This window comes from Plantactinospora sp. CA-290183 (assembly GCF_050936375.1).
Classification (GTDB): domain Bacteria; phylum Actinomycetota; class Actinomycetes; order Mycobacteriales; family Micromonosporaceae; genus Plantactinospora.
The window spans coordinates 63429-75317 of record NZ_JBNJMX010000010.1; the positions used below are offsets into that span (position 1 = coordinate 63429).

General features: G+C 72.0%; 10 protein-coding genes. 8 read left to right on the top strand and 2 right to left on the bottom strand.

What is annotated here, in order from left to right; all coding sequences use genetic code 11:
- The first annotated feature begins 110 nt into the window (after window positions 1-110).
- Entirely contained in the window at window positions 111-1343 is a 1233-nt protein-coding gene (locus ACQEUR_RS17355) for a PP2C family protein-serine/threonine phosphatase (RefSeq protein ID WP_433031873.1), read from the top strand.
- Window positions 1344-1435: 92 nt separating this feature from the next.
- Here the strand turns inward: ACQEUR_RS17355 and ACQEUR_RS17360 are convergent, their stop codons facing one another.
- The gene (locus ACQEUR_RS17360; protein ID WP_433031876.1) at window positions 1436-1903 is read right to left on the bottom strand and encodes a cellulose binding domain-containing protein; all 468 of its coding nucleotides are present in this window, start codon (window positions 1901-1903) and stop codon (window positions 1436-1438) included.
- A 581-nt stretch (window positions 1904-2484) separates the two neighbouring features.
- On the opposite strand from ACQEUR_RS17360, the gene ACQEUR_RS17365 reads away from it, so the two are divergent.
- The 3 genes from ACQEUR_RS17365 to ACQEUR_RS17375 all read left to right on the top strand — a co-directional run bounded on the left by ACQEUR_RS17365 (window position 2485) and on the right by ACQEUR_RS17375 (window position 7179).
- Window positions 2485-2760 carry a GlsB/YeaQ/YmgE family stress response membrane protein gene (locus ACQEUR_RS17365; RefSeq protein ID WP_433031879.1) on the top strand — a complete coding sequence of 92 codons (276 nt, stop codon included), beginning with the start codon at window positions 2485-2487 and terminating at the stop codon, window positions 2758-2760.
- A 375-nt stretch (window positions 2761-3135) separates the two neighbouring features.
- Complete coding sequence (locus ACQEUR_RS17370; RefSeq protein WP_433031882.1) at window positions 3136-6846, top strand: CARDB domain-containing protein; 3711 nt, start codon at window positions 3136-3138, stop codon at window positions 6844-6846.
- Window positions 6847-6921: 75 nt separating this feature from the next.
- Window positions 6922-7179, top strand: a complete 258-nt coding sequence (locus ACQEUR_RS17375) for an amino acid permease C-terminal domain-containing protein (protein ID WP_433031884.1) — start codon at window positions 6922-6924, stop codon at window positions 7177-7179.
- Between the two features lie 40 nt (window positions 7180-7219).
- On the opposite strand, the gene ACQEUR_RS17380 is transcribed toward ACQEUR_RS17375, so the two are convergent.
- Entirely contained in the window at window positions 7220-7456 is a 237-nt protein-coding gene (locus ACQEUR_RS17380) for a preprotein translocase YidC (protein ID WP_433031887.1), read from the bottom strand.
- A 438-nt stretch (window positions 7457-7894) separates the two neighbouring features.
- Here ACQEUR_RS17380 and ACQEUR_RS17385 point away from each other — a divergent pair, with 438 nt between their 5' ends.
- The 4 genes from ACQEUR_RS17385 (at window position 7895) to ACQEUR_RS17400 (ending at window position 11737) form a co-directional block, all read left to right on the top strand.
- The gene (locus ACQEUR_RS17385; RefSeq protein ID WP_433031890.1) at window positions 7895-9172 is read left to right on the top strand and encodes an SGNH/GDSL hydrolase family protein; all 1278 of its coding nucleotides are present in this window, start codon (window positions 7895-7897) and stop codon (window positions 9170-9172) included.
- A 91-nt stretch (window positions 9173-9263) separates the two neighbouring features.
- Window positions 9264-10208, top strand: coding sequence for a nucleoside hydrolase (locus ACQEUR_RS17390; protein WP_433031893.1), 945 nt, complete (start codon window positions 9264-9266; stop codon window positions 10206-10208).
- A 150-nt stretch (window positions 10209-10358) separates the two neighbouring features.
- Window positions 10359-10490, top strand: a complete 132-nt coding sequence (locus ACQEUR_RS17395; protein WP_433031895.1) for a hypothetical protein — start codon at window positions 10359-10361, stop codon at window positions 10488-10490.
- On the top strand, window positions 10487-11737 hold the full coding sequence (locus tag ACQEUR_RS17400) for a hypothetical protein (RefSeq protein ID WP_433031898.1): 1251 nt from the start codon (window positions 10487-10489) through the stop codon (window positions 11735-11737). Before ACQEUR_RS17395 ends, ACQEUR_RS17400 begins: the two co-directional genes overlap by 4 nt.
- The last annotated feature ends 152 nt before the right edge of the window (window positions 11738-11889 follow it).

Genomic DNA, 11889 nt, shown 5'->3' on the forward strand with positions numbered 1-11889 from the left:
ACGTGGTGGAGCTGCGCCCCGGAGGAGGTCGGGGAGCCGGCGAGTGCGCAGGTGGTGGCAGGTTCGAAGCCGGACCCCTATGGTTGTGCGGGGCATGGGGGAGGTGATCGGTGGGCGACGCGGGCAAGGCCGTGCGCTGGTTGCAGGTGACCGCGCCCCAGGGCGGCCCGGACGACCTGCCGGCACTGGTCACGCGCGCCGCGCCGGCGATCGGAGCGACCGAGATCGTGGTCTATCTGGCCGACTACGCGCAGGCTCGGCTCGTGCCGCTGCTCGGCGCCGGTCTCGTCCGGGATGTCCTTCCCATCGATACGACCCTCGCCGGCCGGGCGTTCAGCAGCCTCGAGGTGCAGCACGCGGTCGACGGCGCTGACCGGCTGTGGGTGCCGCTGCTGGTGGGGTGCGAGCGGATGGGTGTGCTGGAGATCGTCTCGCCGGCCGCCGACGATCCGGGGCTGGAGGCGCCCGCGCGGGAACTCGCCGTCTGCGTCGCCCAGCTCCTGGTGAACCGCCGCCCCTACGGCGACGTCATCGAGCTGCTGCGGCGGCGCCTTCCGATGCAGGTCGCTGCGGAGATCGTCTGGGGGTTGCTGCCGCCGTTGACGTTCGCGACCGACGAGGTCATGGTCACGGCGATCCTGGAGCCGTGTTACGACGTCGGCGGGGACGTGTTCGACTACGCGCTGAACGGCGACCTGCTCAGCGTCGGCCTGTTCGACACGTGTGGGCACGGCATCAAGGCGAGCACGCTGGCCTCGCTCGTCGTCAACTCCTACCGCAACGCGCGCCGGTGCGGCCTCGACCTGGTCGATACGGCAAGCAGCATCGACAAGTGGGTGCGCAGCGAGCACCCGAACCTCTTCGCGACGGCGCTCCTGGGCGAACTGGACCGGAGGACCGGGCGCCTACGCATGATCAACGCGGGCCACCCGGGTGCGATCCTGCTGCGCGACGGCAAGGCCGTCCGGGAGCTGCCCGGTCCGACCGCGCTGCCGCTGGGCCTCGGCCACCTGTCGTCGCGCCGCCCGGCCGTACACGAGGAGGATCTGCACCCGGGCGACCGGATCCTGGCCTACACGGACGGCATCACCGAGGCGCTCAGTGCCGACGGCGAACGGTTCGGCGTGGACCGGCTGCTCGACTTCGTGCACCGGGCGCTCAACGACCGGTTGCCCACGCCGGAGACCATGCGCCGGCTGGTCGGCGCGGTCGTGACACATCAGGACGACGAGCTCCAGGACGACGCGACGGCGATGTTCCTCGAATGGCGGCCGCCGCGCAGTCCGCTCGCCCACCTCGACGCCCTCACCGCCGCCGCCCCTGAGTCGGTCCCTCCCGGGTAGCCGTCCGTACAGGCCGGTGCGATGACCGGACCCCGGACGGCCGGCTCGGGCCAGGGCCGCGGCAGACCCTGACCCGAGCCGCACCCGGTGAGTCAGCCGCAGACCACACCGTTGAGCGCGAACTGGGTCGGCACGGCCGGCGGTCCGGAGACGTTGAGCCCGAAGGTCACGGAGCCGCCCTCCAGGATGTTGAAGTTGTGCCCGTCACCGGTGACGGTGACGGCCGCACCATCCTGCTGGAACAGCCCGTTCCACACGCCGTTGAGCTGCTGCGCGCCGGAGAACGACCAGGTGAGCTTCCAGTTGTTGACCTGCGGGCCGTCGTTGTGGACCGTGACCTCGCCGATGAAGCCCGAGGACCACTGGTCCTTGACGGCGTACGACACCCGACAGGCGCTTGGGGCGGCCGCGGTCACGTCGGCGGCGACGGCGCCGACCCGGTCCGGCGCCGCGCCGGCCGCGACGGGAGACGCGAGCAGGCCGACGAGCGCCGTCGCGCCGAGTAGGCCACCCGCGACCACGGCGCCACCCCGGACACGGAGCGAGTTGTGCTTCCTCATTTTCCATCCTCTGCTTGGCGGTTGGAGCGTTGACGTAGCTCTTGGTGAGCTGTCCCCAGTCAATCGACCGCCACCCCACCGGACCAGGAAGAACGCCCGGCATGACCCGGTCCTGCCGGTGCCGGTTCCGGCACCGGGGTCGACGCGGAAGGTCGCTGAAAGAGGCCTGTCAGCCGCTCCTGGCCGGGCCGACCAGCGTGGCCGGGTGGGAGTACCGGGTCGACTCAGGACGGGTCGGGGCATCGCGCACCTCGTCGATGCGGGACGTCGGCCGGGCACGCCGCCGATGTCCCGCTCGGTCTGCTCAGCCGCTGCGGCCGTCGGACGGATCGGATGAGTACGCGATCGAGGGTGATGACTCTGGGACATAATCATGCCTCTCAGGCATCACGCGCAATCGCGTCCGGCCGGTCCCTGCCCGCCGGGGCGCAGAGGCGGCGATGGCGGGGATGTGAGTTATGTCCTCTTTCGTGCTGTTCTGTGCTTGCGGCAACATCACGGTCGGGCGGACAGCGTTTCGGCTTCCCAGGTGGCGGGCAGAACGAGGCTGCTGCAGTTTCCCTCAAGCTTGGAGGCACCAGATGCCCATCGGCGGCATTATCTCCGCGATCGTCGTAGGCCTGATCATCGGCGCGCTCGGGCGCCTGGTCGTGCCCGGCAAGCAGAACATCCCGATCTGGCTCACGCTGCTCATCGGCGTCGTGGCCGCCCTGCTGGGCACCGCCATCGCCCGTGGTGCCGGCTGGGCCGACACCGACGGCGTCGACTGGATCGAGGTCCTCATCCAGATCGTGCTCGCCGCGGTCGGGGTCGCCCTCGTCGCCGGCGTCTACGGCCGTCGAGGAGTATCACGCTGACCGTCCGCTCCAAAAGGCGGCACGCTCCATCCGGAGCGTGCCGCCTTTTGCTGTCGGCCGACCGGCCGCCGGGCCGTCCCGTATCGATCGTGGTGGAAGCGTTGACGTTCCTGTAGCACGTCGGTAACCTTTGGCCAATCTACTGCAAGATTTGGACAGGTGACTGTCTTCTTCGCTACTCCACACTGTAAGTTCCGCAACTGGTCCTTCCGCTGGTGCTCTTCCGTTCCGGCGCGTCACCACCCCTCAGCACGGCGCACCCCGGCCCCGTCCTCGCCGTCCCCGGCCCGACGGGTCCGTACCGACCTCCGCCCCCGCCTCGCACCCCCTGGCTCGGCCCGAGGGCGGAACCGTCCCTCAGCGGAAAGGACAGTGATGAGACGCTCCAGTCGGATCACGGTGGTGGCGACGACCGTCGCGGCCACCCTGATCGCCACCGTGGGGTTCTCGGTACCCGTGGCGCACGCGGCCCACGCACCGGACCTCGGCCCCGGAAAGCCCGCCGCGGCGGGCACCGCCAGAGCACCCGGCAACCTCGCCCAGGGCCGCCCCACCCAGGAGAGCGGCCACGCCGAGGTCTACGACTCGTCCCGGGTCGTGGACGGCAACCAGGGCACCTACTGGGAGAGCGCCAACAACTCCTTCCCGGAATGGGTGCAGGTCGACCTCGGCTCGTCCGTCTCCGTCAACCGCGTGGTACTGAGGTTGCCGACCTCCGGCTGGGGCACCCGTACCCAAACCCTGAGCGTGCAGGGCAGCACCAACGGATCGTCGTTCGGTGATCTCGCCGCCGCCCGGCCCTACACCTTCAACCCGGCGACCGACGGCAACTCGGTGACCGTCGACTTCGGCGCCACCGCCGCCCGCTACGTACGGATCACCATCACCGCCAACAGCGGATGGCCGGCGGGCCAGCTCTCGGAACTCGAGGTCTACGCGGCGCAGAGCGGTGCCGACACGACCCCGCCGAGCGTCCCGGGCACCCTGTCGCACAGCGGCTCGGGCAGCGTCATCACCCTCACCTGGGGTGCCTCCACCGACACCGGTGGCAGCGGACTGGCCGGGTACAACGTGTACCGCGGCGGCAGCCTCGTCGCGACCCTCGGGGCCGTCCTCACCTACCAGGACAGCCAGCCGCCGACGGTGACGGCGTCGTACCAGGTCCGGGCCCGGGACGGTGCCGGCAACCTCTCCGGCGACAGCAACACCACCACCCGGGCCGGCACCCAGCCCCCGGGCTGCGTGAACATCGCGCAGGGCAAGCCCATCACGGCCACCGGCTCGACCTTCGTCTACACCCCGCAGAACGCCAACGACGGCCAGCTCGGCACGTACTGGGAAGGCTCGGCGACGTACCCGCAGAACCTGACGGTCTCGCTCGGCGCGAACCACGCCATCACCGCGGTCAACGTCAAGCTGAACCCGGACCCGGGCTGGGGCACCCGTACCCAGAATTTCCAGATCCTCGGCCGCGACCAGTCCTCGACCGCCTTCACCAACCTGGTGTCGGCGGCGAACTACCAGTTCGTCCAGGGCAACAACGCGGTGACCATCCCGGTCGGCGCGACCACCTCCGAGGTGCAGCTGCGATTCAACTCGAACACCGGCGCCCCGTCGGGTCAGGTCGCCGAGTTCGAGGTGTGCGGGACCCCGGCACCCAATCCCGACCTGGTGGTCAGCGCGGTGACCTGGACCCCGGCCTCGCCCAGCGAGGCGACCCCGGTGATCCTCTCCGCCACCGTGCAGAACGTGGGATCGGCGGCGGCGGGCGCGACCACGGTCACCGTCAACCTGGGCGGCGCGGTCGCCGGCACCGCCCCGGTCGGCGCGCTCAACGCCGGGGCCTCGACGACCGTCTCGGTCAACGCCGGCGCCCGGCCGATGGGCAGCTACAGCGTCACCGCCACCGTCGACCCGAGCAACACGATCATCGAGCAGAACAACGGCAACAACACCTTCACCTCCTCCTCGCCGCTGGTCGTGACGCAGGCGCCCGGCCCCGACCTCCAGGTCACCGGCATCACCAGCAACCCGCCGAACCCGGCCGTCGGCGCGGCGGTCACCTTCAGCGTGGCGGTCAACAACCGCGGCACCGCGGCGACCGGCGCGACCACGGTCACCCGGCTGACCGTCGGCGGTACCACGCTCAACACCAACACCCCGTCGATCGCGGCGGGTGCCACGGCCACCGTGGCGGTGAGTGGTAGCTGGACCGCCACCAGCGGCGGGGCCACGATCACTGCCACGGCGGACGCGACCAACGTGGTCACCGAGACCAACGAGACGAACAACGTACGGACCCAGTCGGTGGTGGTCGGCCGGGGCGCGGCGGTGCCGTACGTCTCGTACGAGGCGGAGGCCGGCACGTACCAGGGCACGCTGCTCACCGCCGACCCGCTGCGCACCTTCGGGCACACCAACTTCGCCACCGAGTCGTCGGGACGGCAGTCGGTGCGCCTGAACAGCCAGGGCCAGTACGTCGAGGTCACCTCGGCCAACGCGGCCAACTCGATCGTGGTGCGCAACTCCATCCCGGACGCCGCGAGCGGGGGTGGCATCGAGGCCACCATCAGCCTGTACGTCAACGGCACGTACTCGCGCAAGCTGACCCTGTCCTCGCGCAACAGTTGGCTCTACGGGCTCACCGACGACACCGAGGGGCTGTCGAACAGCCCGCAGGCGAACGCGCGACGGCTGTTCGACGAGTCACACGCGCTGCTGCCGCAGTCGTACCCGCCCGGCACGAGGTTCCGGTTGCAGCGCGACGCGGGTGACACGGCGGCGTTCTACATCATCGACCTGGTCGACCTGGAGCAGGTGGCGCCGCCACTGAGCCAGCCGGCGGGCTGCACGTCGATCACCACCTACGGCGCGGTGCCGGACGACGGGGTGGACGACACGGCGGCCATCCAGCGGGCGGTCACCGACGACGAGAACGGTGTCATCGGCTGCGTCTGGATCCCGGCGGGCCAGTGGCGGCAGGAGCAGAAGATCCTCTCGCCGGATCCGACCCGGGGCCAGTACAACCAGAAGGGCATCCGCAACGTGACCGTGCGCGGCGCGGGCATGTGGCACTCGCAGCTCTACACCACCACCGAGCCGCAGAACGTGCGGGGCAACATCAACCACCCGCACGAGGGGAACGTCGGCTTCGACATCGACGACAACACCCAGATCTCGGATCTCGCGATCTTCGGCATGACGACGAACCGGGCCAACCGGGGACACGGGATCAACGGCCGGCTCGGCAAGAACACGAAGATCAGCAACGTGTGGATCGAGCACGTCAACGTCGGCGCCTGGGTCGGCCGCGACTACTCCGACACCCCCGCGTACTGGAACCCGGGGGACGGCCTGGACTTCAGCGGCATGCGCATCCGCAACACGTACGCCGACGGCATCAACTTCGCCAACGGCACGCGCAACTCCCGGGTGTTCAACTCGTCGTTCCGGACCAACGGCGACGACGCCCTGGCGGTCTGGGCCAGCCGGTACGTCCGGGACACCTCGGTCGACATCGGCCACGACAACCACTTCGTCAACAACACCGTGCAGCTTCCGTGGCGGGCCAACGGCATCGCGATCTACGGCGGCTACGGCAACACCATCGAGAACAACCTGATCTCCGACACGATGAACTACCCCGGGATCATGCTGGCGACCGACCACGACCCGCTGCCCTTCTCGGGGCAGACCCTGATCGCCAACAACGGGCTCTACCGCACCGGTGGCGCCTTCTGGGGCGAGGCCCAGAAGTTCGGGGCCATCACGCTCTTCGCGGCGAGCCGGGACATCCCCGGGGTCGTCATCCGGGACACCGAGATCCACGACTCGACCTACGACGGCATCCAGTTCAAGACGGGTGGCGGCACCGTGCCGGGTGTGGTGATCAGCAACGTGCGGATCGACAGGTCCAACAACGGTGCCGGCATCCTCGCCATGAGCGGCGCCCGGGGTAGCGCGACGCTGACGAATGTGACAATCACCAACTCGGCCACCGGCAACATCGTGACCGAACCGGGGTCGAGCTTCGTGATCACCGGGGGGCAGCCGTCCCGGCCGCCGCTCGGTCCGACCGGGCGCTGACCAGGCTCCGCCTCCGCACAGCGGCCGGCCGCGCGTGCTCCCCGGGCACCAGACCCGGGGAGCACGCGTACGCCGGTGGACCCGCACGCCCGTCGCAAGCGCCCGTTCCGGGTGCCGTTCTCCCCGGTGCTGCCCCTCCTCTCGGCCCTGGCCCGCCTGTACCTGTCGGTGGAGACCTGGCTGCGGTTCCTGGCCTGGCTGGCCCTGGGCGCGGTGATCTATCTCGGGTACGGCCGGCGCCGGTACCGGCTGGCCCGGCTGGGGCGCGCCGCCGGTGGGGACGATGCCCGGCCGGCACCGGTGGTGCCGCGCCAACCGACGGGAGGGGCGTAGGAGGAGGCTTCGGCGGCGGCGTGGACGGCCGGTGTCCCGGTCAGCGCGGAGCGTCCGGGTGGCCGGGCATCCCCGAACCACCGCCGCTGCTGCCGGACGACCCGCCGGCCACGCCGGATCCGTCGTCCTCGGTGACGATGTCCGGCTTCGATCCCGCGCCGTCCGGCGCCGGGACGTCGGTGTCGGCCGGCACCTGGGTCAGCCGGGCCTGGCCGGCCTCGTCCTCGGCGCGCTCCGGGTCGACCGGCTGCTCGCCCTGACGTGCCTGATATCCCATGGTTGCCTCCACACCGTCGCCGGTAGCGGGGACGTCGGGCCCGTCCCGCCCGGGGGGCGGGCGGGTGCGCCGACGACTCCGCGATGGCGGCCGACTTCCCGGCGGTCGGTCGGGGAAACCTGCGTCCGGGTTCGAGCGTGGCCGGCGACGCGATCGGCGGCGACCGTACCGGGTCCGGCGACCCGTCCCGGCCGGCTCCGGCCGCCCGGGCCGCCGCGACCCGACCCGCGGCAGGGGCCCGGCCTGTCGGACCCCCACGCTAGGTTGGCAACGGTGCTGATCGATTCCCGGTTCCGGTCCTCTCCGACGCCCCGACGCGGTCCTTCCGCCGGGGCCGGCCCGGGCCGACCGGGAAACGAGCCACGCCCAGCCCGACGAGGGCTGACCCGCCCGGACGCCGAGGGGCGGGACGTCGCCGAGGTGCCGAGGGAGACTTCCATGCAGGTGTCGGGTCGCTGGCGGAACGCCCGCGTCGCGCTGGTCGCGGCGGTGGTCGCCGCGCTCACCGCGCTGGTCGCCGCGCCGGTCGGGGCGCATCCGGACGGACCGCCGGGGCGGTGGACGGGCGGATGGGGGACCTCGGTGGTCGCCGCGCAGCCGGATCTCTTCGGGGAGCCGAACTGGTCGGGCGGGTTCGCCGACCAGTCCCTGCGGCAGGTGGTCCGGGTCAGCCGGGGTGGTTCGACGGTCCGGATCCGGGTGTCCAACGTCCACGGCGCGGCGCCGCTGCGCCTGGCCGGCGCCACCATCGGCCGGGCGGCCGAGGGCGCGGCGGTCGGGGCGGGCTCGCTGCGGCCGCTGACGTTCGGCGGCTCGCCGGCCGCGGTGGTGCCGGCCGGCCGGGAGGTGGCCTCCGACGCCGCGCCGCTGCGGGTCTCGCCGCTGGAGCGGTTGACCGTGACGCTCTCCTTCGCCGAGCCGACCGGGCCGGTCCCGTTCCACCCGTTCGCCATGGCGACGTCGTACCGCGCCGCCGGTGACCACCGGTTCGACCGGGACGCGGCGGCGTTCGACGAGACCTCGGCGTCCTGGTACCTCCTGGCCGGGGTGGACGTGGCCGGGCCCGCGGGCGGCGGCCGAGGTGACGGGCGGGGCACCGTGGTGGCCTTCGGCGACTCCATCACCGACGGCTCGTTCTCCACACCCGACGCGGACAACCGGTACCCGGACGAACTCGCGGAGCGGCTGGTCGCCGCCGGGCGCCCGACGGGCATCCTCAACGCCGGCATCGGCGGCAACCGGTTGCTCTCCGACGCGCCCGGGTTCGGCGAGCGGGGCGTCGCCCGGTTCCAGCGGGACGTGCTGAGCCAGCCCCGGGTCCGTACGGTGATCGTGCTGGAGGGCATCAACGACATCGGCATGGGGGAGGCCGCCGGCACGCCGGTCACGGCCGGGCAGTTGATCGCCGGGCACCGGGCGTTGATCGCCGCCGCCCGGGCTGCCGGAGTCCGGATCATCGGCGCCACCATCACCCCCACCAAGGGCTGCCCGTACCCGGGCTACCACAGCGAGAGCGCGGAGGCGGTCCGGGACACCGTCAACCGGTGGATCCGCACCAGCGGCGAGTACGACGCGGTCGCCGACTTCGACCGGGCGCTCGCCGACCCGGCCGACCCCGACCGGATGCGCGCGGAGTACGACGGCGGCGACGGGCTGCACCCCAACGACGCGGGCATGCGCGCCATGGCGGAGGCCGTCGACCTGCGCTCCCTGTGACGCCCTCGGGGAGCCGCTGACCGCCGGCGCCACGCGGCGGGCAGCCTGTCGAGGGGGTCGACCGGGACGCCACCTGAAGAATGGTTTCGCCATGGACAACCAGAGTCCGGTCCTGCTGGACACCGACATCGGCACCGACATCGACGACGCCGTCTGCCTGGCGTACCTGCTGGCGCAGCCGCGCTGCGACCTGCTCGGCATCACGACGGTCACCGCCGAACCGGAGTCCCGGGCCGCCCTCGCCAGCGTGCTCTGCCGCGCGGCCGGCCGGCAGGTTCCGATCTTTCCGGGCGCGGCGGAACCGCTGGTCGGCCCGTCCGTGCAGGGCCCTCCTCCGCAGGCCGCCGCCCTGTCCCGGTGGGACCACGCGACGTCGTTTCCGGCCGGCGAGGCGGTGGAGTTCCTGCGGCGGACGATCCGGGCCCGTCCGGGGCGGGTGACGCTGCTGGCGATCGGCCCGCTGACGAACGTGGCGTTGCTCTTCGCCGTCGATCCGCAGATCCCCTCGTTGCTGCGGTCCCTGGTGCTGATGGGCGGGGCGTTCGCCACCGCCCCCGGCCCGGAGTGGAACATCCGGTGCGATCCGGACGCGGCGGCCCGCGTCTACGCCGCGCCGGTGGCGGTCCACCGCTCGGTCGGCCTCGACGTCACCACCCGGGTCCGGATGGACGCCGACGTCTTCCTGGCCCGCTGCACCGGTCCGCTGCTCGGACCGGTCGCCGACCTGGCGGCATCGTGGTTCGCCGACCGGTCGGAGATCACGTTCCATGACCCGCTGGCCGGGGCGACGCTCTTCGAGCCGTCCCTCTGCACGTTCGCCCCCGGGGAGGTCGCCGTCACCCGTGACGGTGGGCCGGCGGCGGGCAGTACGACGTGGCGGGCGGCCGGCGGCGCGGCGCGGGACGCCGGCCCGGGTTCCGGTCGAGGACGGCACGAGGTTGCCGTCGACGTGCGGCCGGAGGCGTTCCTGGAGCACTACTTCGGCGTGGTCGACGCGTTCCGGGCCGCCGGGCGGGAGCCGGGCCCGGCGCAGTGACGGGTACGGACCCGGGGGTCCGCAGTCCTCCGGTGGACGAGCCGGCCGGGGCCGCACCGGGGTCCCGGACCCGCCGGCCCGGCAACCTGGACGTTCGCCAGGCGGCGGTTCCCCGGACGCGACGCCGTTTTTCTGCTATCTCTGGCGACCATGAAGTACCGGACGTCGTGGAACCCGCCGATGGCCGGCTCGGTGGCCGGCCCGCTCCCCGTGATCGTCGCGTCCCTGGTGTTCCCGCACCGGTTGCTCCAGGGCCTCTCGACGGGTGGACTGACGCGATGACGGACAACCGGGCCGAGTCGCCCCGGGCGCTGGTCGAGGAGCTGCTCAACTCGGGTGGCGGGGTGCTCCGGCTCGCGCCGGCGTTCGTCGCGCGGGATCTGGTGCCACCGGGACGGCGGCTCGGGCTGCCCGAGGACGGCTACGACCTCGACGGGCGGGGCTTCGTCTGCGAGCGGTGGCTGGGCTCGACCACCAGGGCCGACAACCGGGTGGGTCCACCCGACGAGGGGCTCGGGTACGTCGTCGACGGGGAGGGGCGACCGCGGCTGACCCTGCGCGAGGCGGTCAGCGCGGACCCGGCCGCCATCATGGGCGAGGCGTACGCGGCGACCCATCCGCAGGGCCTCGGCCGCCTGGCCAAACTCCTCGACTACGGCGCCCGGATCCCCTACCACGTCCACCCGACGCAACAGTTCGCGGAACTGGTCGGCCGCCGCTCGAAGGACGAGGCCTACTACTTCCCGGCGGGCGTCGACATGGGTCCGCACCCGGAGACGTTCTTCGGGGTGCACCCGTGGATCGCCCGCGAGGGCGCGTACGAGGTGCTGCTGCCGTACCTCGTCGACTGGAACAGCGACCTGATCCTCCGGCACGCACGCGCCGAGTTGCAGGTGCCCGACGAGGGCTTTCAGGTGCCGTCGGGGGTGCTGCACGCGCCGGGCACCGCGCTGACGGTGGAGCTCCAGGAGGACTCGGACGTCTTCGCGATGTTCCAGGCCCTCAACGCCGGCCGGATCATCTCCAAGGACCTGCTCTTCAAGGACGTACGACCCCAGGATCGGCGGGCGCACGCCGAGCGGTTTCCGCTCCGGTTCGTCGAGTGGGAGCTCAACGCCGATCCGTTCTTCTACGAGAACAACCATCTGACGCCACAGCCGGTGGGGGAGCCGGTGGACGGCCGGGAATGGTGGATCTTCTACAACAGCCGGAGGTTCAGCGGTAAGAAGGTGGTCGTGCCGGCCGGCCAGAGCCACACCACGACGGAACGCGGGGTCTACTCGATCCTCGTCTGGGCGGGCACCGGTCGCTACTGCGGCCACGACGTCCGGGGCGGGGACGCGGACCGCGACGAGCTCCTGGTGTCGTACGACGTCGCGACGGCACCGCACGTCGTGGAGAACACCGGCGACGGGGACCTGGTGGTGTTCCTGTTCTTCGGGCCGGACATCAACGACGACGCTCCCACCATCCCGCCCTACGGTGCGGCGTTGATGCCGGATCATCCACCCACCGGGCGCCCGATGTGAGATGGTTTGCCCCGTAAGCACGATTAGTGCTGCACCGGGGGGCGGCATTGCGGCGGGGTGAGCTGGTCACCGGGCACCTCGCGACGCACGCCATGCCGCTCGACGACGCGCCACGCGGCTGCCGGATTTCCCGCGGGAAGCTCGACGGCCGG

Coding starts and splice junctions, on each gene's coding strand:
- ACQEUR_RS17360 (WP_433031876.1), bottom strand. CDS start 1,903: ATGAGGAAGCACAACTCGCTCCGTGTCCGGGGTGGCGCCGTGGTCGCG.
- ACQEUR_RS17365 (WP_433031879.1), top strand. CDS start 2,485: ATGCCCATCGGCGGCATTATCTCCGCGATCGTCGTAGGCCTGATCATC.
- ACQEUR_RS17370 (WP_433031882.1), top strand. CDS start 3,136: ATGAGACGCTCCAGTCGGATCACGGTGGTGGCGACGACCGTCGCGGCC.
- ACQEUR_RS17380 (WP_433031887.1), bottom strand. CDS start 7,456: ATGGGATATCAGGCACGTCAGGGCGAGCAGCCGGTCGACCCGGAGCGC.
- ACQEUR_RS17385 (WP_433031890.1), top strand. CDS start 7,895: ATGCAGGTGTCGGGTCGCTGGCGGAACGCCCGCGTCGCGCTGGTCGCG.
- ACQEUR_RS17390 (WP_433031893.1), top strand. CDS start 9,264: ATGGACAACCAGAGTCCGGTCCTGCTGGACACCGACATCGGCACCGAC.
- ACQEUR_RS17395 (WP_433031895.1), top strand. CDS start 10,359: ATGAAGTACCGGACGTCGTGGAACCCGCCGATGGCCGGCTCGGTGGCC.
- ACQEUR_RS17400 (WP_433031898.1), top strand. CDS start 10,487: ATGACGGACAACCGGGCCGAGTCGCCCCGGGCGCTGGTCGAGGAGCTG.